Source organism: Actinomadura formosensis, from assembly GCF_050948385.1.
GTDB lineage: Bacteria > Actinomycetota > Actinomycetes > Streptosporangiales > Streptosporangiaceae > Spirillospora > Spirillospora formosensis.
Map to the genome: position 1 here is coordinate 441,195 of NZ_CP192011.1, position 20,769 is coordinate 461,963.

Genomic DNA, 20,769 nt, shown 5'->3' on the forward strand with positions numbered 1-20,769 from the left:
GGTGCGCTGTAGCGGCCCGACGAGCCTGTATGGCGGGGGCTGTCGCTGTTCACTACTATCGGCCGGGTTCCCCGCCCTCTTGCCTCCCGGACCGGATGACCGATGCGTGCCATGCCCCTCGCCGTCTCCCTCGCCGGGTTGCTGCTCGCCTCCGGCTGCGCCGACGCCGGCAAGGCTGAGAAGGTCGAACCGCCGACCGTCAGGGCGGGCGGTGATCCCCGGCCCGCCGCGCAGCCCGGGGGAGCGTTCTCCAAAGAGGGCTGGTTCGGCGGCGCGGACGGTCTGCACGCGCGGGTGGACGTCAAGGGCGTCGAGCGGCAGGTCTCCAAGGCGGTGCTGCGCTACAGCGTGACTTCTCTGGACTCGACGGAGAAGTCCGTCCCGTTCGAGATCGCGCTGATCGATCCGGTGGGACGCAGGCTCTACAAGCCGACCGGGACGACGAGCGGCAGCGGCTTCGCGCCCGGGGCCACGCGCGAGATGACCGCCGAATACCCGCCTCTTCCCGCGGACGTCCAGAAGGTCACCGCGCTCACACCCGGGACGGCCGGGGAGTTCACCGGGATCCCGGTGGGCGGCGCGGCCTCGTCTCCGGCGCCGTCCCCGACCTCGGCCGCGCCCAGCGCGTCCCCGACCACGTCCGGGCCGCGCTCCAAGCCCTCTGTGGGCGCTGAGCCGTCCGTGGGCGCCAAGCCCTTCGGCCGCTTCCGGTCCATCACCTCGCCGCCGTCTCCGTCCGTTTCAGCCGGGAAGCCGGTGGACTTGTACGACATCGTGGAGGGCGAGACGAAGGACGTCACGTCCGGCATCTCCGATATGACGGTGAGCCTGCGCGCCGGTGTGCTGTTCGACGGTGACTCGGTCAAGCCGTCGAGCCGCGCGAAAGCCGTCCTGGACGAGACGGCGCGGCAGATCAAGGCGAAGGCCACCGGCCCCCTGACGATCGAAGGGCACGCCGACGGCAAGGACGACGTGAAGCTCTCCCAGGACCGCGCCGACGCCGTCATGAAGGAGATGAAGACACGGCTCGGCGGCGGCTTCACCTACACCGCGACCGGCAGGGGCAAGGCCGAGCCCATCTCCAGGGACGCCGCCCGTAACAACCGTGTCGAGATCTCCTACCAGGTGAAGGCAAGCGCGCGCGGCACCACCTCACCGGCGGCCTTCCGCCCGGAGGACGGCAAGACGGTGGCGACCCGCACGGCCCACTTTGGCGCCGACAAGAGGCGGCTGGAAGTCAAACCCTTCTACCGGGACGGCGCCTACATCGTCGCCGTGTTCGACATCGTGAACGAGGGCCCCGGAACCACTCCGCCTGATGCGTCCTACCCGAACCCCGACTACCCGGGAGGCGTGTTCGGGTCGTTCTCCATCCAGGTGCCGGGCGGAAAGGACGTCTACCGTGCCGTCCGCGTCGGCCCGGCGAGGCCCACCGGAACCGGCGTCTACCTCGACCCCGGACGCGCCACCTTCCTCACCGCCGTCGGCCGGCCCGGCCGGGGCTTCGTCTACCTGCCCGCGCCGCCGGGCAATGTCACGTCCGTGACGTTCAATGCGGGTCCCTTCGGAAAGGTCGAGAAGGTCCCCGTTTCATAGACCGATCTCGGCCCCGGTGCCGTTGGCCGGTACCGCGACGTGTGGCGGACGAGCCGGACGGATAGGTAAAGAGCACGGCAACGGATCGTCCGGCGGAGGTCATCCATGGGTATCGGCGTCAGTGTTTTCCTGATCACGTTGGGGCTGATCCTCAAGTTCGCGATCCGGTCGGATGCGATGACCGACCCGGTGGACGTCCACGTCGTCGGCGTCATCCTGATCATCGTCGGCGGGGCGATGGTCGTGCTGCAACTGGTGATGATGGCCCGCCCGCAGCAGCGCGGGCCGGGCTCCGACCAGCGGCGGGACGAGCACATGTACGACGGCGACAACCCGCCGCGCTGAAAGGCCGCGGGGCCGGCGCCGAGGTGCGGCGCCGGCCCCACGTGACCGTTCGTCAGCTCCAGGCGAGCATCCGGATCGGGTCCTCCAGCATGTCGCCGACATCGCGCAGGACGCGAGAGCCCAGTTCGCCGTCCACGATGCGGTGATCGAAGGACAGCGCGAGGGTGGTGACCTTGCGGATCGCCAGCTCGCCCTCGTGCACCCACGGCATGTCCCGGATCTGGCCGAACGCCAGGATCGCCGCCTCGCCGGGGGTGAGGATCGGGGTCCCGGTGTCCACGCCGAACACGCCGACATTGGTGATGGAGAGCGTCCCGCCGGAGAGGTCGGCCGGGGACGCCTTGCCCGCGCGTGCCTTCTCCGTCAGCTCGTTCAGCGCGCGCGCGAGGCCGGGCAGGTCGAGGTCCTGCGCGTCCTTCACCTTGGGCACGATGAGGCCGCGGTCGGTGGCCGCCGCTATGCCCAGGTTCACGTAGCGCTTGACGACGATCTCCGCGCCGTCCGGGCCGTCCACCCACGTGGAGTTCACCATCGGATGCCGCGCCACGGCGGTGAGCAGCGCGCGCGCCACCAGCAGCAGCGGCGACACCTTCACGTCCGCGAACTCGGGCAGTTCGCGGAGCCGCTTGACGGCCTCCATGGTGCGCGTCACGTCCACCTGGAGGAACTCGGTGACGTGCGGAGCCGTGAACGCCGAACCCGACACCGCCGCCGCCGTGGCCTTGCGGACGCCCTTGACCGGTATCCGCTCCTCACGGGAACCCGCCTGGACGGACGGCGCCTGAGGCGCGGCCTGCGCGGCGAGGACGTCGTCCCGCGTGATCGAGCCCTGCGGACCCGTGCCCGCGATGGTGGCGAGGTCCACGCCGAGGTCCTTCGCCATCTTCCGGACGGGCGGCTTGGCCAGCGGCAGCCCCCCGTCCCCAGGCCGCGGACGGGGAGCGGGCGCCTCCGGCCGCGCCGGAGCGGGCACAGCGGGCGCGGCGGGCGCGGCGCCGTTGGCCGCCTTGCGCGGCCGGCGCTTGGTCGTCCCCTCCTTGACCCCGTACCCGACCAGGACCGGCCGGCGCTTCGGCGGCTCCTCCGGAGCCATCATGCCCGGCTCGTTCGCCGTCGGCACACCCTCCTCGCGCAGCGCCGCCGCCTGCGCCGGCGGCTCGGACACCGGCGTCGCCACACCGCCGCCGCCCGCGGCGTCCACCGAGATGATCGGCACGCCGACGTCCACGGTCTGGCCCTCGGTGACCAGCAGCTCGGCCACCACGCCGTCGAACGGGCAGGGCAGCTCCACGATCGCCTTCGCCGTCTCGATCTCGACGATGGTCTGGCCGTCCTCGACGGTGTCGCCGGGCTGGACATGCCACTTGACGATCTCGGCCTCCGTCAGGCCCTCGCCCACGTCCGGCAGTTTGAACAGTTTCGGCTCGCTCACCGGCGTCACCACGCGAAGGTACGGTCGACCGCGTCCAGGATGCGGTCGAGGTCGGGCAGGTAGTGGTCCTCAAGGCGGGACGGCGGGTACGGCGTGGAGAACCCGCCGACCCGCAGCACCGGCGACTCCAGCCGGTAGAAGCACCGCTCGGTGATCCGCGCGGCCAGCTCGGCGCCGAACCCGCTGAACACCGGCGCCTCGTGGACGACGACGCAGCGTCCCGTCCGGTTCACCGAGGCCGTCACGGTGTCGATGTCGAGCGGGTTGAGCGAGCGCAGGTCGATGACCTCCAGCGAGCGCCCCTCCTCGGCCGCCGCCGCGGCGGCCTCCAGGCACGTCTTCACCGCCGGGCCGTACGCCAGCACCGTCACGTGCTCTCCCGGCCGGACGACCCGCGCCTGATGCAGCGGGGTCCAGTCGGTGGAGCCGAGGTCGACCTCGGCCTTGTCCCAGTACCGGCGCTTCGGCTCGAAGAAGATCACCGGGTCGGGGGAGATGATCGACTGCTGGATCATCGAGAACGCGTCCACCGGGTTCGAGCACGTCACCACCCGCAGGCCGGCCGTGTGCGTGAAGTACGCCTCGGGCGACTCCGAGTGGTGCTCGACCGCGCCGATGCCGCCCCCGCACGGGATGCGGACGACGACCGGCAGCGACAGCGCGCCCAGCGACCGCATCCGCATCTTGGCGAGCTGCGTGATGATCTGGTCGGCGGCAGGGAACACGAACCCGTCGAACTGGATCTCCACCACGGGCCGGTATCCGCGCAGCGCGAGCCCGATCGCCGTCCCGACAATGCCCGACTCGGCGAGCGGCGTGTCGATGACGCGTTCCTCGCCGAAGTCCTTCTGCAGGCCGTCCGTGATCCGGAAGACCCCGCCGAGCTTCCCGACGTCCTCGCCCATCACGAGGACCTTCGGGTCGTTGTCCATGGCCTTGCGCAGGCCCTCGTTCAACGCCTTGCCGAGGGTCAGGGTGCTCACTTCGCCTCCTCCTCGAACGACGCCAGGTAGGCGGCGAACTGCTCCTGCTCCTCCGTCATCAGCTGATGACGTTCGGCGTACACCTCGTCGAACATCGACAGCGGCTGCGGGTCGGGCATCGCCCGGCACCCCTCGCGCAGTTCCTTGGCCATCCGCTTGGCCTCGTCCTCGATCTTCTCGAAGAACCCCGCGTCCGCCAGGTCGTTCCGGACGAGGTACGCCTTGACGCGCTCGATCGGGTCCTTGAGCTTCCACGCCTCCTCTTCGGCCTTCAGCCGGTAGCGCGTGGGATCGTCCGTCGTCGTGTGGGCGCCCATCCGGTAGGTGTACGCCTCGATGAGCGTCGGGCCCTGCCCCGTCCGGGCGTTCTCCAGGGCCTTCCTGGTCACGGCCAGGCAGGCGAACACGTCGTTCCCGTCGACCCGCAGGCCCGGGAACCCGAATCCCTGCGCCCTCTTGTAGAGCGGAATCCTGGACTGCTTCTCCAGCGGCTCGGAGATGGCCCACTGGTTGTTCTGGCAGAAGAACACGATCGGTGCGTTGAACACCGAGGCGAACACGAACGACTCGTTCACGTCCCCCTGCGAGGTCGCCCCGTCCCCGAAGTAGGCGATCGTGGCGCCGGCCGACGGCGTGCCCAGTACCCCGTCCCGCTGGATGCCCATCGCGTACCCGGTCGCGTGCAGCGTCTGGCTGCCGATCACGATGGTGTACAGGTGGAACCCGTGTTCGGCGGGATCCCACCCGCCGTGGTTGACGCCCCGGAACAGGCCGAGCAGCTTCAGCGGCTCCACGTCCCGGCACCATGCGACACCGTGCTCCCGGTACGTCGGGAACACCATGTCGTGCTCGGACAGCGCGCGGCCCGAGCCGATCTGCGCCGCCTCCTGCCCCAGCAGCGACGCCCACAGGCCGAGCTCGCCCTGCCGGGTGAGCGCCACGGCCTCCAGGTCGATCCGCCGCACGATCACCAGGTCGCGGTACAGGGCGCGGACTTCCTCGGCACCGAGGTCCAGGGGGTAGTCGGGATGCTCGACGCGCTCCCCCTCGGGGGTGAGCAGCTGGATGAGCTCGGGCTCGGTGAGCTCGGGGGTGTCGGGCGCGCCGCGCACGGAGTCGATCGTCATCGATGACACTCCTCGTTCAGGGCCGGAACACGGGATCGCCGCGTCGCCGGCCGATGTCAGCGGACTTGGCCCCCGGTAAGGGACAAAAGCCGCAATGCCATCGTGGCAGACATCACACCTTGCGATGCAAGTCCCGCCACTGTGATCCCTACCCGCACCTCCGCGCCCTGACCCCCATGTTCATTCGCGGGACAGGGCCCGGGTGGCGCCGGCGGCGACCGTCAGGCCGAGGATGAGGCCGGCGGCGACGATGAAGTTCGCTATCCACTGGTAGACGCCCTTGGGGGCGAACTCGACCTCCTGGCCGAGATTGCCGATGGGCAGGAGCAGGTCGAGCGTGTAGAAGAACGCGTTGAAGTGCGGCTTGTGGCCGTCGTCCAGGACGTCGGGCTTGTGGGTGGAGAAGACGATCGTCCCGAAGGCGAGGAGGCCGATCAGCCAGCTCGCGGCGCGGAACGGGCGGTAGCCGTAGCCGACCAGGAAGTCCTGCAGCCAGCCGACGATCTTGCGGGGGACGCCCTGCGTCCGGCGCCGGTCGCGGGCCTTGGCGAGCAGCACGGAGCGGCCGTCGGCGTCGAGGCCGAGGGAGCGGTAGGTCTGGGCGAGGCGCTCGTAGGGCTGCGGCGCGTAGCCGTCGGTGTCGCGGTGCAGCCATTCGAGGCGTTGGCGGGCGGTGAGCGGCGGATCAAGGGTCTCGTACTGGAGGCCGTCCAGCTGGAGGCGTTCCGGCCAGGACGCGGCGTCGTCGCGGAGCAGGTTGATGCGGGCATAGGAGAGGTCGGCGGTGCCCCTGATCGGTTCGGCGGTGCGGAGCAGGAGTTCCTCGGCCTGGATGCGCTGCAGGCTGAGCGCCGTCCCCCGCTCGTGGCGCAGCCGGGCGTCGCGGAAGCTGAGCTGGCCGGTGACGCGGGCGCCGGAGAAGCTGACGGCCCCGACGGCGGTGAATCCGTCCGAGCAGTAGATGTCGGTTTCGACGGCGAGGTCGTCGGCGTTCAGCGCGGTGCGCTCCGGGGCCGACAGGTTCGCGCCGACGAAGGAGAGGTAGCCGCCGACGCGGGCACCGCGCAGCCGGATCTCGCCCTCGGCGGTGAACCCGCCGTCGCAGAACACGTTCGCGGCCACGTCCAGGCGGCTCGCGTACAGGGCGGCGCCGGACGGGTTGTGGAGCCGCGCACCGCGGAAGATCAGCTGGCCGCCGACATGGGCGCCGGGCAGCCGGACCTCGCCGGTGGCCGTGAACCCCTGGTCGCAGTACACGTTCGCCTCGACGGTGAGGCGGTCGGCGAGCAGCGCGTCCCCGCCCGGATTGGCCAGCTGGACGCCCGACATGTTCAGGATGCCGGTGATGTTCGCCCCGTCCAGCCACAGCCCGCCGTTGATGCGGCTGCCCTCCAGCCAGAGGTGGCCGTCCACCCGGGTGCCGGACGCGACCAGCCCGGGCAGGCCGCAGCGCATCAGGTGGACGCTGTTCATGCTCGCCCAGTACAGGTGCGGCGCCTCGTCGAACGAGCAGCCGGTGAGCGCCAGCGGCACGGTGACCTCCGCGTGCCCGAGGTTCAGCGAGCCGGTGATGCGGGCGCCGCTGAGCCGGACGGCGGCGACCTGCCCCGGCTCGGGGTCCACGGCGCCGGCGAGGAGCGCGACGAGGACCTCGGCCCTGACCACCCGGTCGCGTCCCCACCGGTCGGACTGCCCGACGTCGTCGAAGGCCGGGTCGCCGGACGACAGGTCGACCGATTCGCCCTTCGGGAAGGCCTTCCAGAGGAGGCGTTCCGAGGGGGTCAGGTCCTCGATGTTCATCAGGTGGCTCCGGGGGGTGCGGATGGGTCGTGCTCGGCCATGGTGCCGTACGCTTCAGATCGTAAGTAAAAAGCGCAGATCAGTGAGGAGGCGGTCGTGGCGCGTGTCGTCGTGGACGTCATGCTCAAGCCGGAGATCCTTGATCCGCAGGGCCAGGCGATCGCCAGGAAACTGCCGCAGATGGGGTACGACGGGGTCGTCGCCGTCCGGCAGGGCAAGCGGTTCGAGGTGGAACTGGAGGGGGACGCCGACGAGGCGGCCCTGGAGCGGGTCAGCAAGATCGCTGAGACGCTGCTGGCCAATCCCGTCATAGAGAACTACGAGGTCCGCGTTCTCTGATCGGAAATGGCGCGGAGTACCGTTCGGTGCCGGGATGAAGTTGGTTCGTTCCATATCGTTTCCGCGGGCCGCTGAGATGCCCGGGAAAGACCGCAGGTATAGCGATTACGGAAGATTCCGCCGGGGAAGTGTTAGCTGCGTCGAGTCGTCGAGCACGCTCCGGGGCCGGGGGAAAAACGGGAAGCCCGGGGCCATGACACGAGGTGTCCGGGTGAACATGAGGTTCTCGCTCGCGCTGCCGCGCGAGGCGCTGAGCATCCCGGTGATCCGGCGGGTGGTGGGGGATGCGCTGCGGGGGCTGGGCGTATCCGATGACTGCGTCGACGACGTCCTGGTCGCCACCTCCGAGGCATGCACGAACGTCGTCCAGCACGCCCGCGCGACCGGGAAGTACGAGGTCACCGGGCAGGTGGACGGCGGCTTCTGCATGATGAAGATCATGGATTGGGGGCGCGGCGGGCCCCGCCCGGCGCCCGCGGACCGGGGCCCCCTGAGCGAGTCCGGACGCGGGATCGCGATCATGCGGGCACTGGTGGACGACCTGGACATCGACTCCTCGCCCGACCGGGGCACCATCGTTCACCTGCGAAAGCGGCTGACCTGGCGGGACGGGGCGCTGGTCCGGCGCCTCGACCGCAGCCTCATGCACAACGCCGGGTAGATTAGGACGCGCGCGGGGGGTATTGCGACGCGCGACGGGGTGATCGGCGGAGGAGAACCCGACCGTCCCGACCTCACCTCATTTCGGAGGAACAGAAGAGATGAACGCTGCCCGGGTAGGGATCATCACCTTCCCAGGTTCCCTGGACGATAAGGACGCCGCACGTGCCGTCCGGCTATCCGGCTCCGAGCCGGTCGCCCTCTGGCACGGCGACCACGACCTGCAGAGCGTCGACGCGGTCGTGTTGCCCGGCGGATTCTCCTACGGGGACTACCTGCGGGCCGGGGCGATCGCCCGGTTCGCGCCGCTGATGACCGAACTGGTGGCCGCCGCGGGCGCGGGGCTGCCCGTGCTCGGCATCTGCAACGGCTTCCAGGTGCTGTGCGAGTCGCACCTGCTGCCCGGCGCGCTGCTGCCGAACGCCGGCCTGCACTTCGTCTGCCGTGACCAGCGGCTGCGGATCGAGAACGCCGACACAGCCTGGACCAGCGACTACGGCGAGGGCCAGGAGCTGGTGATCCCGATCAAGAACCGGGACGGCCGGTACACCGCGGACCGGGAGACCCTGAACGAACTGGCCGACAGCGGCCGGATCGTCGCCCGGTACGTCGACCTGAACCCGAACGGCTCCCTCGATGACATCGCCGGCATCTGCAACGAGGCCGGCAACGTGGTCGGGCTCATGCCCCACCCCGAGCATGCCGTGGAGTCGCTGACCGGACCGTCCACCGACGGGCTCGGCTTTTTCACCTCGATCGTCAAGAGACTGGTCAACGCATGAGTGAGCAACGGCCCCACGCTTCCGGACGAGCGGCACGGGACAACTCCGACGAGCCCTCGATGGAGTGGCTCGGCGAGCTCAAGTCCGACGCGGACGATCCCGAGCTCCAGCCCGTCAGCCCCGCGGTGACCCAGGGCTTCAAGGCCATCATCGAGGAGGACAGGCACGCCGACCAGTCCGGCGGGGCGCAGCCCGGCCCGCCCGCCCTCCAGGCGGCCTCCGATCCGTTCACCGATCCCATGTCCGATCCCATGTCCGTGCCGGACGGCGAACAGCCGCCCGTACCCGCCCCGAGCCCTGAAGGGCCCGAGCAGGATTTCGCGCGCGCCCTGGAGGAGGAGCGCGCCGCCGGCGACCCCACGTCCACCGTCGTGGACCCGTCGCTGACGATGCCCGACCTGAGCGGGTTCGCCGCGCCCCGCCCGCCGGCCGAGCCCGGCGACTCCGGCACCGGCCCCCAGCCGACCATGGGCACCGGCCCGCAGCCGAGGGTCGGTTCTGGTACCGGCCCGCAGCCCGCCATTGGCTCCGGTACCGGCCCGCTGCCGAGGGTCGGCTCCGGTACCGGCCCGCAGCCCGTTGTGGGCTCTGGGACGGGCCCGCAGCCGATCGTGGGCACGGGCACCGGTCCGCAGCCGATCGTCGATCTCAACTCGGGTCCGCTGGCGCGTCCCGAGAGGCCCGGTACGGGTCCGCTGCCGCGCATCGGCCGCGGGACCGGCCCGCTGCCCGCGATCGGCTCTGGTACCGGCCCGCTGCCGAGGGTCGGCTCTGGCACCGGCCCGCAGCCCGTCGTGGGCTCCGGGACGGGTCCGCAGCCGGTGGTCGGGCCCGGCACCGGCCCGCAGCCCGTCATCCACCCGAACACGGGTCCGCTCGCGCTTCCGCGCGCCGAAGGTCCCGGTACGGGTCCGCTGCCGCGCATCGGCCGCGGCACCGGCCCGCTGCCCGCGATCGGGGCCGGAACCGGCCCGCAGCCCGCCATCGGCTCCGGGACGGGCCCGCAGCCGTCCATCGGGCGGGGGACGGGTCCGCTGCCCGCGATCGAGGCGTCCGTCCCGGCCTACAACGGCACGGACACGGTCGCCATCGCCGCCTCCTCCCCCGAGCGCCGCCAGCCGCATGTCGAACTGGGGATGAACGACGAGGAGTACCAGCGCGTCCGGCACATTCTCGGACGCCGCCCCACGTCGGCCGAGCTGGCGATCTACTCGGTCATGTGGAGCGAGCACTGCTCCTACAAGAGCTCCAAGGTGCACCTGCGCCAGTTCGGCGACAAAGCTCCGAAGACGGACAAGCTTCTAGTCGGCATGGGGGAGAACGCCGGTGTCGTGGACATCGGCCAGGGTTGGGCGGTCACCTTCAAGGTGGAGTCGCACAACCACCCGTCCTACGTGGAGCCGTACCAGGGCGCCGCAACCGGTGTCGGCGGGATCGTCCGCGACATCATGTCGATGGGGGCCCGCCCTGTCGCGGTAATGGACTCGCTCCGTTTCGGCCCGGCGGACGCCCCCGACACGCAACGCGTCCTGCCCGGTGTGGTGGCCGGTGTAGGCGGCTACGGCAACTCGCTGGGCCTGCCCAACATCGGCGGTGAGACCGTCTTCGACGCCTGCTACGAGCAGAACCCGCTCGTGAACGCCCTGTGCGTCGGCGTGATGAAGCACGAGGACATCAAGCGCGCCGTGGCCCCGGGCCCCGGCAACAAGGTGATCCTGTTCGGTGCTCTGACCGGCCCGGACGGCATCGGCGGCGCGTCCGTGCTCGCCTCCGCGACGTTCGATGAGGAGTCGCACCAGAAACGGCCGTCCGTCCAGGTGGGCGACCCGTTCATGGAGAAGCTGCTCATCGAGTGCTGCCTGGAGCTGTTCAAGGAGGACCTCGTCGTCGGCATCCAGGACCTCGGCGCGGCCGGTGTGTCCTGCGCGACGACGGAGCTGGCCGCGGCCGGCACCGGCGGCATGTACGTCGACCTCGACACCGTCCCGCTCCGCGACGAGACGCTCACTCCCGAGGAGATCCTCATGAGCGAGTCGCAGGAGCGCATGATGGCGGTGGTGTCGCCCGACAAGGTCGACCGCTTCATGGAGATCTGCGCCCGCTGGGAGATCCCCGCGACGGTGATCGGCACGGTCACCGACACGCGCCGGCTGGTGATGACGTGGCGGGGCGAGACGATCGTCGACATCCCGCCGGTCACGGCGGCCGACGAGGGGCCGGTCTACAACCGCCCGATGGAGCCCCCGCACGACCTCGGCGCCCTGCAAGCCGACACGCCGGGGCGGCTCACGCGTCCGTCCACGGGCGACGAGCTGCGCCGGACGGTCCTGTGGCTGACCGGGTCCCCGAACCTCGCCAGCAAGACGTGGGTGACGTCGCAGTACGACCGGTACGTCCTCGGCAACACCGTCATGGCCATGCCCGAGAACGCGGGCGTGGTGCGCATCGACGACGAGTCCGGGCTGGGCATCGCGCTGTCCCTGGACGGGAACAGCCGCTACACGCGTCTCGACCCGTACGCGGGCGCGCAGCTCGCGCTGTCGGAGGCGTACCGCAACGTCGCCGCCACGGGCGCGCGGCCCCTGGCCGTCACCAACTGCCTCAACTTCGGCTCCCCGGAGGACCCGGGGGTCATGTGGCAGTTCGCACGCGCCGTCGAGGGCCTCGCGGACGGCTGCCAGTACCTCGGCATCCCGGTGACCGGCGGCAACGTCAGCTTCTACAACCAGACCGGGGAGACGCCGATCAACCCGACTCCGGTCATCGGCGTCCTCGGCGTCCACGACGATGTGCGCCGCCGGGTGAACATGTCGCTGACCACCGACGGCGCCACGATCGCGCTGCTCGGCGAGACCCGCGAGGAGTTCGGCGGCTCGGAGTGGGCGCACGTCGTCTACGGCCACCTGGGCGGCCTGCCGCCGCTGGTCGACCTGAAGGCCGAGGCGGCGCTCGCGTCCGTCATGGTCGCCGCCGTCCGGGACGGTCTCGTCACGGCGGTCCACGACCTGTCGGACGGCGGCCTGTCGCAGACGCTGGTGGAGTCGTGCCTGCGCGGTGGCCTCGGTGCCCGCATCACGCTGCCGGGCGACCCGTTCGTGGCGCTGTTCAGCGAGTCGGTGGCCCGCGCGATGCTGGTGGTCCGTCCGGGCGCTGAGGCGCGCCTGGCGGCCCTGTGCGAGTCGGCGGGCGTCCCGGTCTCCCAGATCGGTGTCGTGGGCGGTGACGCGCTCCACGTGACCGGACGCGGCCCGGAGGGCGACCAGCAGGAGCTGTTCAGCATCGGCCTGTCGGAACTGCGCGAGGCCCACGAGCGCATGCTCCCCAGCTACGCCGACTGACCGGCCGGCCGAGGGCGCCCCCCACCGGGGCGCCCTCGGCGCGCCGTACGCCCCCGGCTAGCCTGAGAGGACAACCGGCCTCGGGGGGACATCGTGAGTGGCAGGAAGTGGTCCGAGCTCAGCCGGCGGGAACGCTCGCTCGTCATGGGCGCCGGGGCGGTGCAGGTGACGCTGCTGGCGGCCGCCCTGGTCGACATCCAGCGCCGGCCGGCCGAGCAGATCAACGGCCCGAAGCGGCTGTGGCGCGTGCTCGCCTTCATCAACTACGCGGGGCCGATCTGCTACTTCCTCTTCGGCCGCAAGAGGTGACGTCAGGACGTCCCCTGCCGAGGACGTCCTGACACGTTCAGCGGACCGCCACGTCTAGAAGACCGAAATGTGGACGTGGTCGTAGTGGTTGGCGGTCACGCCGCCGCGGTTCTCCATGGCGCGCCAGCCGGGGCTGCGCATGTCGTAGATGCGCTGGCGCCAGATGACGTACTTGATGCCGAGGGCGCTCGCGTGCGAGATGGCGTACTGGGCGGTCTGGTCGCCGAGGGCCTGGGCGCTGCCGCTCGCCATCACGCCGCCGGTCGTGACCATGAAGTCGCAGGCGTGGCCGGTGCCGTGGTCCTGCGGGTCGCCGGTGAGGCGGACGCAGCCGATCGTGGGGAAGGGGCCGAACTCCACGTCGATGGTGTTCTTGACCTTCAGCATGCGGGGTGTGACACCGCCCATGCCGACGCTCGGCGATTCGGGCTTGTACCTCTTCACCAGGGCCTTGATCTGGGCCTGGCGGCTCTTGAGGTCCTTCAGTTCCTTCTTCAGGTCCGCCATCTTCTGCTGGGCCTGCTTGCGGGCCTGGAGCTGGTCGTTGACGAGCTTCTGGATCTGCGCGACCTTCGCGGCCTTGTTCTGCGCGAGGTGACTGACCAGGGTCGCGTTGCTGAGCACGTCGCTCGGGTTGGCGTCGGACAGGAAGGTGACGGTGGGGTCCTCGCCGTTCATCATGTACTGCGTCGCGGCGAGCTGGGCGACGAGGTCGCGGGCCTCTTGGAGGTCGCGTTCGAGGGCGTTGGACTTGCTCAGCGCCTTCTTCGCCGCGTACTCGGCGTCCTTCAGCTTGGCGAGGTCGCCGCCGTACTCCTTGTCGAGCTGCTCGATCTGACGGTTCAGCTTGGCGAACTTGGCGCTGTCGCCCGGGTCCAGGGGGACGGAGGCGGGCGGCGCCGCGATCGCGGCGGGCGTGCCGGCGCCGGCCAGCGGCAGCGCGGCGGTGATGGCCACGAGCGCCGCGGCGACGCGTCGTCCGCCATGCCGGCGCGTGGAGGCGGGGCTCTCCACGTGTTCTCCTCTCCTCACGGCCGTGGGTATGGAGGTCCGCAGGCCCGAAGGTCAGCGAGCATTAGGGAACCGTCTGTGCCTGGCAAGGGTAGACCCCTGGGGGCGGTGGGACGGCTTCACACGCGAGAAGCCCGGCTCCCTCGCTGGGAGCCGGGCCATTTTACGCGACAGGTGTCACAGCTTGCCCTTGTAGAGGAGCCGGTTGGGCTGCGAACGCAGGTTCTTGAGGCTGTGCGTGGAGTTGTCGTTCAGCCACTTCTGCACTTCCGGGAAGCCGGCCGACCTGTGGGTGGTCAGGTAAAGCGCAGCGACACCGCTGACGTAGGGGGTGGCCATGGACGTGCCGCTGTACTTCTGGGCTCCGCCGCCGGGGACGGTGGACCAGATGCCGTAACCGGGCGCGTTGATGTCGACGCACTTGCCCCAGTTGGAGAAGGACGCGCGGTTGTCGTAGGAGGTGGTCGCGCCGACCGCCATGACCCAGCTCGCGCTGGACGGCGAGAAGTTGCAGGCGTCCTTGTTGTCGTTGCCCGCGGCGACGGACACGAAGACCCCGGACTTGGACAGGTTCATCACGGCGGTGTTCAGTGCCGTGGACTTCGGCCCGCCGATGGACATGTTCGCGACGGCCGGCTTGGCGGCGTGGGTGCGCAGCCAATTGACGGCGTCGATCACCTCCGACACGTAGCCGGAGCCGTCACAGTCGAGGACGCGCAGCGCCCGCAGGTTGACGGACTTGGCGGCGCCGTAGGTCTTGGAGCCGATGATGCCCGCGACGTGGGTGCCGTGACCGTTGCAGTCACTTCCGTCGCCGCCGAACGACTTCGCCGTCCAGGCGATGGAGGCGCGGCCCCCGAACTCCTTGTGCGTGACGTCGAGGCCGCTGTCGATGATGTAGGCGTTCACGCCGCTGCCGGACGACTTGTAGTAGTAGCTCTTGGAGAGCGTCCTGGACCGCTGGTCGATCCGGTCGAGTCCCCAGGGCAGGGGGGAGTACTGGGTCGTGTTCGCCTTGATGACCTGGTCCTGCTCGATCGCGGCGACGCGGTTGTCGTGGCGCAGCTTGTTCAGCTGGTCGTCGGTGAGCCGGGCGGCGAAGCCGTTCAGGACGCCGTCGAAGTGCTTGACGCCCGTGGCGTTGACCTTCTTGGCGGCGGCGTCGGAGGACGCCCCGGCCTTCAGCGTGACGATGTACTGGCCGGGCACGGGGGTGCCCTTCGCCGCGGTCACCTGCACGAGGGACCCGGAGTCGTCGGCGAGCACGGGGAGCGCGGCGGCGGCGCCCAGGCACGTCGCGACCGCGCCGGCCAGCAGCAGCCTTCGATGGACAGCCCGCAAGGCCTCTCCTTCAGTCGGGGGATCGCTCGGCGAGCCCCTTCACATGATCGATTTTTCGACCGAGGGAAAACCTTAGCGGAACTGTCCTGATATGAGATGACAAACTGGGCATCTTGCCAGATGTGGCTTTTTTGTTGCCCGGGGCCTGGCCCCAGGTCAGCCGCGGGTGAGCTTGCCGCCGTAGCCGAGCCCCGTCCCCGGCCTGTTCCACATGTATTGCAGCGTCCCATCCGGCCGCCGGGTGACTTCGACGACTCCACTGGTGCACGGCTTGGCAATGGCCAGGTTCATCTTCAGCACGCTCTCTGTGCCACTGGTCAGCGTTAGGGTGCCGGTGCACTTCTCCCGTGGATACACCGCGTGCGCGGTGGTGCCGCCTGCCTCGAAAGTGACCTCCACCGGGAAGGCCACCTTGCGGTTGGTGTTGACGGCGGTCCCCTTCCACGTCCCCGCGAACGAAGCCGGGATTGTCGTCACCGGACGGTTGCTGGACGTGTTCGTGCTGTTCGGAGGCGGGCCGCCGCCGTCGTCTTTGAGTTGAGGCCACAACACCAGCGTGATGATGGCGATACCGACGCCGACGCCGATGAACAACGAGAGGGCGACGCCGAGCACATGGTTGCTGGGACGCCGCATCTTCACGATGGACGACAACGGTGACGCGCCGCGTTCGCCTGTGTCGCGCCCACGCCCGAGACCCGGGACGAAGTGCGGGGCGGACGCGGCGCCGTTCGCGTGCTCCTGAAGGTCGACCGCGTCGAACATGGCCGTGGGGTCGGGACCGACCGCGTCGAACCTCGCGGTCTGGTCGGCCGGGGCCGGCTCCTCCTGACGGTCCGAGCCGACGGCGTGGAAGGTCGTGGTCGCCTCGAAGGCCGCCGGGTCCAGATCGGCGAGCGGCTCGGGCTCGGGCTCCGGCGCGGGGCGCGGTCGGCGCGTGAGCGAGAGCTTCCCGAAAAGGGGCAAGGCCGGCGCCGGGGCACCCTGCGCAGGGCCGGGTGATGTGAACCCGAGCTGGGGAGCGACTCCCAGCGGACGCTGGGGCGCCCCCAGGGGAGGACTCGGCGGCGGGACGTTCTGCCGGGGGGCCGGATCCGCCGCCTGTTGGGGAGCCGTACCCGCCGCCTGTTGGGGGGCCGCCTGTTGGGGGGCCGTCTGCTGGGGGGCCGTACCCGCAGCCAAGGCACGCCCCTCCTCGGCCATGGAAGGCGGCAGGCGGCCGGGGAGCGGGCTCGTCGCGCCCAGAAGCCGTTCAAGGATCTGCGCCGCCGTAGGACGCTGTGCGGGGTCCTTGGCCAGAGCAGCGGTCATGACCTCGTGCAGGGAATCGGGGGCGCCCGACAGATCCGGCTCGTCGTAGACGATCCGCTGCATCACCTCGGACGGTGAACCGTCCCCGAACGGCGGCTTGCCCGTAGCGGCGAACAGAAGGGTCGCCGCCCATGAGAACACGTCCGCGGCCGGCCCGAGGCCCATCCCGCTCAACTGCTCAGGGGCCTTGTAGGACGGGTCCTCCGTGTTGTGCCCCGTGAAAGCCGCGTTGACCGCGTCCAAGGCATGGACTATGCCGAAGTCGCTCATCCGGGGCCCGTTCGGGCCCAGCAGAACGTTCCCCGGCTTCAGGTTGTGATGAAGGGCGCCCGCCCGATGGACCGCCGCGAGAGCGACCGCCATACCGACCGCCACACGCTCGACGACGATGCCTCCACGCGGGCCCTCCTCGTCCACGAGCTGCTGGAGGGACGGCCCGTCCACGCATTCGCTCACCACGTAGGGACGGTCACCGTCCACATCGGCGGCCAGGATCGCCGCCGTGCAGAACCCGGACACCTTCCGGGCGGCGGAGAAGGCGTCGGCGAACCGTGACCCGGCGGCGGGCTCGCCGCTGAGCCGCACGTGCAGGACCTTCACGGCGACGGGGCCGCCGGCCGGGTCCCCGCCGAGGAAGACGGCGCCCTGCTCACCGACGCCGAGCCGGCCCGTGATCTCGAACGAGCCGAGTTTTCTCGGGTCACCGGGTTGCAGAGGCAGCGCCTCGGGCATCTGACGAACCTCCGTGTCCGCCGGGGACCGCGTCCCCGGTCACCTGCTCCCCCCGTGGCTGATCGGGGTCCTTTCTACCGTCTGCGCCGCACCGCGACCGACCGGGTAGCGTCATGTGCGATGCCCCGAACTCCGCTTTCTCCCCTCGTCCTGAACGAGCAGCGCGCCGCGCTCGGGCTGGCGCCCTACATCGGTGCCGACGAGCCCGCCGAACTGCGCCGGGCCGCGCTGGACACCGTCCTCGCCTGTGTCGAGGCAGGAGGCGCCGAACCGTCCCGTCCGGTGGTGAAGGGGGCGGTGCGGTTCCTGCTCGACCGGCTCGCCGAGTTGGCCCCGGGCCGTTCGGTGGAGGTCCGAGTCCCTCCGCACGCCGCCGTCCAGTGCATCGACGGCCCGCACCATACCCGCGGTACCCCGCCGAATGTGGTGGAGATGGACGCTACCGTCTGGGTCGCTCTGGCCACGGGCCGCCTGGCCTGGGCGGACGCGATCGCGGACGGACGCGTACGTGCCAGCGGCGCACGCGCAGACCTGTCGGGCCATCTCCCCCTGCCCCTCGATTGAGACCTCGTTGTACGGGAGTATCCGCCCTGTTGGAGAGGGGTGAGGCCCCGTTGGGGCAGGCCACCGATCGGAGCAGGCGAATCGGGCATCTAGACTGATTGCCGTGCCTCTCCGTGACGGACGTCTGAGCCACGACATCGATCCCTCCGACCGCGCTCCGCAGGACGCCTGCGGTGTGTTCGGCGTCTGGGTCCCCGCGGACCAGGCGTCGCGGGCCGAGGTGAGCAAGCTCACCTACTACGGCCTGTACGCGCTCCAGCACCGCGGGCAAGAATCGGCGGGAATCGCCGTCAGCGACGGCTCGCGCATCGTCGTGTTCAAGGACATGGGCCTCGTCGCCCAGGTCTTCGACGAGTCGGTGCTGAACACCCTGCGCGGCCACATCGCCGTGGGCCACTGCCGCTACTCCACGACCGGGTCGCCCACGTGGGAGAACGCGCAGCCCACGTTCCGCTCGACGGACGAGGGCGGGCTCGTGCTCGTCCACAACGGCAACCTGATCAACACCCCGGAGCTGGCCGGGCGGCTGGAGCCGGGGGTGCTGACCGCGACGACCGACACCGAGGTCCTGACGGCGCTGCTCGCCCTCCACGGCGAGGGCGGCCCCACGGCGGCGGCCAGGGAGATCCTCCCGGACACGCGCGGCGCGTACTCCCTGGTCTTCATGGACGAGGGAACGCTCTACGCCGCCCGCGACCCCGAGGGCGTCCGGCCGCTCGTCCTCGGCGCCCTGGAGGCCGGCGGCTGGGTGGTGGCGTCCGAGACGGCCGCGCTCGACATCGTCGGCGCCCGCCTCGTCCGGGAGATCGAGCCGGGCGAGCTGGTCGCGATCGACGGCGCCGGCGTGCGGTCCGAGCGGTTCGCCAAGGCGCGCCCCAAGGGCTGCCTGTTCGAGTACGTGTACCTGGCCCGGCCCGACACGACGATCGCCGGACGCAGCGTCCAGGCCACCCGCGTCGAGGTAGGACGCCGGCTGGCCCGCGAGCACCCCGTCGAGGCCGACATGGTCATCCCGACGCCGGAGTCGGGCACCCCCGCCGCGATCGGCTACGCGGAGGCGTCCGGCATTCCCTACGGCCAGGGACTGGTGAAGAACTCCTATGTGGGGCGGACGTTCATCCAGCCGTCCCAGACGATCCGGAAGCTCGGCATCCGCCTCAAGCTGAATCCGCTGCGCGAGGCGATCGAAGGCAAGCGGCTGGTCGTCGTGGACGACTCGATCGTGCGAGGCAACACCCAGCGTGCGATCGTGGCGATGCTGCGGGACGCGGGCGCCGCCGAGGTGCACGTCCGGATCTCCAGCCCGCCCGTGTCCTGGCCCTGCTTCTACGGCATCGACTTCGCGACCCGCGCCGAGCTGATCGCCGGGGACCTGTCGGTGGAGGAGATCCGCGACTCCATCGGCGCCGACTCGCTCGGCTACATCTCCCTGGACCAGCTCATCTCCGCCTCCCAGATCGCCAAGGACAACCTGTGCCGGGCGTGCTTCGACGGCGTCTACCCCATCCCGGTGGAGCAGGACGCCCGCGGCAAGCACCTGCTGGAGGTCGGCCGGTGACGTCCTATGAGGCCGCCGGCGTCGACATCGCGGCGGGCGAACGGGCCGTCGAGCTGATGAAGTCCCGGGTGGCGCGTTCGCGTCGCCCCGAGGTCGTCGACGACGTCAGTGGGTTCGCGGGGCTCTTCGACGCCTCGGCCTTGCTGAAGTACAAGCGTCCCCTGCTCGCGACGTCCACGGACGGTGTCGGTACCAAGGTCGACCTGGCACGACGTCTCGGCATCTATGACACGGTCGGGCACGACCTGGTCGGCATGGTCATCGACGATCTGGCCGTGTGCGGTGCCGAGCCGCTGTTCATGACCGACTACATCGCCTGCGGCAAGGTCGTCCCAGAGCGGATCGCCGACATCGTCGGCGGGATCGCGGACGCCTGCGCCCTGGCCGGATGCGCCCTCGTCGGCGGCGAGACCGCCGAGCACCCCGGCCTGCTGGACGCGGACGAGTTCGACCTGGCGGGCGCCGGGACGGGCGTCGTCGAGGCCGACGAGATCCTGGGCCCGGATCGTGTGCGCGCAGGGGACGTCGTCCTCGCCATGGCCTCGTCCGGCATCCACTCGAACGGGTACTCGCTCGTCCGGCACATCCTGGCCACGACCGGCCTCACTCTCGAAGCCGAGCCCGCCGAACTCGACCGTCCGCTGGGTGAGGAACTCCTCACCCCGACGCGCATCTACGCCAAGGACTGCCTGGCGCTGACCCAGGCGGGCGGAGTGCGCGCCTTCGCGCACATCACGGGCGGCGGGCTCGCGGCGAACCTGGCACGCTCCCTGCCATCGACCGTGGACGCCGTGCTGAACCGCTCCTCGTGGGAGGTTCCGGCCCTGTTCCGCGTCCTGCAAGCCCACGGGAACGTGCCCCAGCCCGAGATGGACAAGACGTTCAACCTCGGTGTCGGAATGGCCGCGATCGTGAGCCCGGACGGCGCCGACGAGGCGCTCCGCCTGCTGACCTCCCGCGGCGTGCCCGCCTGGGTGCTCGGCGAGATCACCGAGGGCATCGGAAAGGCGACCCTGGTCTGAGGCCCGGGGTCTGCCGAAGGCCGGGGTCTGTCGACCGGTGGCCCGAGAGGGCCGGCGCGACCTGGAAACGAGCGTGTGACCGGCTGAGAGGCGCGCTGAGCGCCTCTCAGCCCTCAGACGTCACACGGGAAGCACTAGCCGCCGAAGTCGCCCCAGAGGCGCTCTCGGCGGCCGACGGAGACCATGACCCACACACCCCCATGAGGGAAGACCGCGGCGAACATGCAGAAGTCACGACAAGGCAGAAGTCACGACAAACGCCACTGCCCGGGGCGGGCAGTGGCGTCCTGTCGGCCGGTCAACCGGAGGTGCCGTCTTTGCGGTCCTCGGTGCCGTAGTCGTCGGCGTAGTCGGCGTACTTCTCGGCGAGCTCGTCATAGGAGCTGTCGCCGGAGTCGTTGACTCCCAGTTCGCTCTTCAGGCGGTCGAGGTCCGTGTTGCCGGTGTTGTACTTGAGCTGCCGGGCAACCTTTACCTGCTTGGCCTTGGCTCGGCCGCGACCCATTGGCTCGACCCCCT

The 20,769-nt window shown here is 70.5% G+C and carries 18 protein-coding genes; 10 read left to right on the plus strand and 8 right to left on the minus strand.

Annotated features, from left to right (window positions below; translation table 11 throughout):
• Positions 1-102 precede the first annotated feature (102 nt).
• The gene (locus ACQP1N_RS02105) at positions 103-1,596 is read left to right on the plus strand and encodes an OmpA family protein (protein ID WP_433228784.1); all 1,494 of its coding nucleotides are present in this window, start codon (positions 103-105) and stop codon (positions 1,594-1,596) included.
• A gap of 105 nt (positions 1,597-1,701) precedes the next feature.
• Positions 1,702-1,941, plus strand: a complete 240-nt coding sequence (locus tag ACQP1N_RS02110) for a DUF6458 family protein (protein ID WP_067797940.1) — start codon at positions 1,702-1,704, stop codon at positions 1,939-1,941.
• 52 nt (positions 1,942-1,993) lie between these two features.
• On the opposite strand, the gene ACQP1N_RS02115 is transcribed toward ACQP1N_RS02110, so the two are convergent.
• From ACQP1N_RS02115 to ACQP1N_RS02130, 4 genes are all read right to left on the minus strand, one after another.
• Positions 1,994-3,373 carry a dihydrolipoamide acetyltransferase family protein gene (locus tag ACQP1N_RS02115; RefSeq protein WP_433228786.1) on the minus strand — a complete coding sequence of 460 codons (1,380 nt, stop codon included), beginning with the start codon at positions 3,371-3,373 and terminating at the stop codon, positions 1,994-1,996.
• Positions 3,374-3,378: 5 nt separating this feature from the next.
• Positions 3,379-4,305 carry an alpha-ketoacid dehydrogenase subunit beta gene (locus tag ACQP1N_RS02120; RefSeq protein WP_433232560.1) on the minus strand — a complete coding sequence of 309 codons (927 nt, stop codon included), beginning with the start codon at positions 4,303-4,305 and terminating at the stop codon, positions 3,379-3,381.
• Positions 4,306-4,352: 47 nt separating this feature from the next.
• Entirely contained in the window at positions 4,353-5,483 is a 1,131-nt protein-coding gene (gene pdhA / locus ACQP1N_RS02125; protein ID WP_067797945.1) for a pyruvate dehydrogenase (acetyl-transferring) E1 component subunit alpha, read from the minus strand.
• 180 nt (positions 5,484-5,663) lie between these two features.
• Entirely contained in the window at positions 5,664-7,283 is a 1,620-nt protein-coding gene (locus tag ACQP1N_RS02130; protein WP_067797948.1) for a hypothetical protein, read from the minus strand.
• Between the two features lie 96 nt (positions 7,284-7,379).
• On the opposite strand from ACQP1N_RS02130, the gene purS reads away from it, so the two are divergent.
• The 5 genes from purS to ACQP1N_RS02155 all read left to right on the plus strand — a co-directional run bounded on the left by purS (position 7,380) and on the right by ACQP1N_RS02155 (position 12,711).
• Positions 7,380-7,622: a phosphoribosylformylglycinamidine synthase subunit PurS gene (purS, locus tag ACQP1N_RS02135; protein ID WP_084262879.1), complete on the plus strand. Its 243-nt coding sequence runs from the start codon at positions 7,380-7,382 to the stop codon at positions 7,620-7,622.
• A gap of 217 nt (positions 7,623-7,839) precedes the next feature.
• Positions 7,840-8,283 (plus strand): ATP-binding protein, encoded by a 444-nt coding sequence (locus tag ACQP1N_RS02140; RefSeq protein WP_242608671.1) that lies wholly within the window; start codon positions 7,840-7,842, stop codon positions 8,281-8,283.
• A 100-nt stretch (positions 8,284-8,383) separates the two neighbouring features.
• On the plus strand, positions 8,384-9,064 hold the full coding sequence (gene purQ, locus ACQP1N_RS02145) for a phosphoribosylformylglycinamidine synthase subunit PurQ (RefSeq protein ID WP_067797954.1): 681 nt from the start codon (positions 8,384-8,386) through the stop codon (positions 9,062-9,064).
• 1,136 nt (positions 9,065-10,200) lie between these two features.
• Positions 10,201-12,402, plus strand: coding sequence for a phosphoribosylformylglycinamidine synthase subunit PurL (gene purL, locus ACQP1N_RS02150; protein WP_174548813.1), 2,202 nt, complete (start codon positions 10,201-10,203; stop codon positions 12,400-12,402).
• A gap of 93 nt (positions 12,403-12,495) precedes the next feature.
• Positions 12,496-12,711 (plus strand): PLD nuclease N-terminal domain-containing protein, encoded by a 216-nt coding sequence (locus ACQP1N_RS02155; protein ID WP_207393972.1) that lies wholly within the window; start codon positions 12,496-12,498, stop codon positions 12,709-12,711.
• Between the two features lie 54 nt (positions 12,712-12,765).
• On the opposite strand, the gene ACQP1N_RS02160 is transcribed toward ACQP1N_RS02155, so the two are convergent.
• The 3 genes from ACQP1N_RS02160 to ACQP1N_RS02170 all read right to left on the minus strand — a co-directional run bounded on the left by ACQP1N_RS02160 (position 12,766) and on the right by ACQP1N_RS02170 (position 17,106).
• Positions 12,766-13,725 carry a coiled-coil domain-containing protein gene (locus ACQP1N_RS02160; protein ID WP_433228788.1) on the minus strand — a complete coding sequence of 320 codons (960 nt, stop codon included), beginning with the start codon at positions 13,723-13,725 and terminating at the stop codon, positions 12,766-12,768.
• Positions 13,726-13,899: 174 nt separating this feature from the next.
• Positions 13,900-15,063, minus strand: coding sequence for a S8 family peptidase (locus ACQP1N_RS02165; protein WP_067793461.1), 1,164 nt, complete (start codon positions 15,061-15,063; stop codon positions 13,900-13,902).
• A gap of 156 nt (positions 15,064-15,219) precedes the next feature.
• On the minus strand, positions 15,220-17,106 hold the full coding sequence (locus ACQP1N_RS02170; protein ID WP_433228790.1) for a serine/threonine protein kinase: 1,887 nt from the start codon (positions 17,104-17,106) through the stop codon (positions 15,220-15,222).
• A 120-nt stretch (positions 17,107-17,226) separates the two neighbouring features.
• Between ACQP1N_RS02170 and ACQP1N_RS02175 the strand changes: the two genes are divergently transcribed.
• The 3 genes from ACQP1N_RS02175 to purM all read left to right on the plus strand — a co-directional run bounded on the left by ACQP1N_RS02175 (position 17,227) and on the right by purM (position 20,250).
• Positions 17,227-17,670, plus strand: a complete 444-nt coding sequence (locus ACQP1N_RS02175) for a sterol carrier family protein (protein ID WP_067793459.1) — start codon at positions 17,227-17,229, stop codon at positions 17,668-17,670.
• Positions 17,671-17,773: 103 nt separating this feature from the next.
• Positions 17,774-19,228 carry an amidophosphoribosyltransferase gene (gene purF, locus ACQP1N_RS02180; RefSeq protein ID WP_433228792.1) on the plus strand — a complete coding sequence of 485 codons (1,455 nt, stop codon included), beginning with the start codon at positions 17,774-17,776 and terminating at the stop codon, positions 19,226-19,228.
• 56 nt (positions 19,229-19,284) lie between these two features.
• Positions 19,285-20,250 carry a phosphoribosylformylglycinamidine cyclo-ligase gene (gene purM, locus ACQP1N_RS02185; protein WP_242608670.1) on the plus strand — a complete coding sequence of 322 codons (966 nt, stop codon included), beginning with the start codon at positions 19,285-19,287 and terminating at the stop codon, positions 20,248-20,250.
• 298 nt (positions 20,251-20,548) lie between these two features.
• Here the strand turns inward: purM and ACQP1N_RS02190 are convergent, their stop codons facing one another.
• Positions 20,549-20,755, minus strand: a complete 207-nt coding sequence (locus tag ACQP1N_RS02190; RefSeq protein ID WP_067793456.1) for a DUF3073 domain-containing protein — start codon at positions 20,753-20,755, stop codon at positions 20,549-20,551.
• Positions 20,756-20,769 lie beyond the last annotated feature (14 nt).

Bases quoted from the DNA above. Each gene is read 5' to 3' on its own strand.
- ACQP1N_RS02105 (WP_433228784.1), top strand. From the start codon at position 103: ATGCGTGCCATGCCCCTCGCCGTCTCCCTCGCCGGGTTGCTGCTCGCC.
- ACQP1N_RS02110 (WP_067797940.1), top strand. From the start codon at position 1,702: ATGGGTATCGGCGTCAGTGTTTTCCTGATCACGTTGGGGCTGATCCTC.
- ACQP1N_RS02120 (WP_433232560.1), bottom strand. From the start codon at position 4,305: ATGGACAACGACCCGAAGGTCCTCGTGATGGGCGAGGACGTCGGGAAG.
- pdhA (WP_067797945.1), bottom strand. From the start codon at position 5,483: ATGACGATCGACTCCGTGCGCGGCGCGCCCGACACCCCCGAGCTCACC.
- ACQP1N_RS02130 (WP_067797948.1), bottom strand. From the start codon at position 7,283: ATGAACATCGAGGACCTGACCCCCTCGGAACGCCTCCTCTGGAAGGCC.
- ACQP1N_RS02140 (WP_242608671.1), top strand. From the start codon at position 7,840: ATGAGGTTCTCGCTCGCGCTGCCGCGCGAGGCGCTGAGCATCCCGGTG.
- purQ (WP_067797954.1), top strand. From the start codon at position 8,384: ATGAACGCTGCCCGGGTAGGGATCATCACCTTCCCAGGTTCCCTGGAC.
- purL (WP_174548813.1), top strand. From the start codon at position 10,201: ATGAACGACGAGGAGTACCAGCGCGTCCGGCACATTCTCGGACGCCGC.
- ACQP1N_RS02170 (WP_433228790.1), bottom strand. From the start codon at position 17,106: ATGCCCGAGGCGCTGCCTCTGCAACCCGGTGACCCGAGAAAACTCGGC.
- ACQP1N_RS02175 (WP_067793459.1), top strand. From the start codon at position 17,227: ATGCCCCGAACTCCGCTTTCTCCCCTCGTCCTGAACGAGCAGCGCGCC.
- purM (WP_242608670.1), top strand. From the start codon at position 19,285: ATGAAGTCCCGGGTGGCGCGTTCGCGTCGCCCCGAGGTCGTCGACGAC.
- ACQP1N_RS02190 (WP_067793456.1), bottom strand. From the start codon at position 20,755: ATGGGTCGCGGCCGAGCCAAGGCCAAGCAGGTAAAGGTTGCCCGGCAG.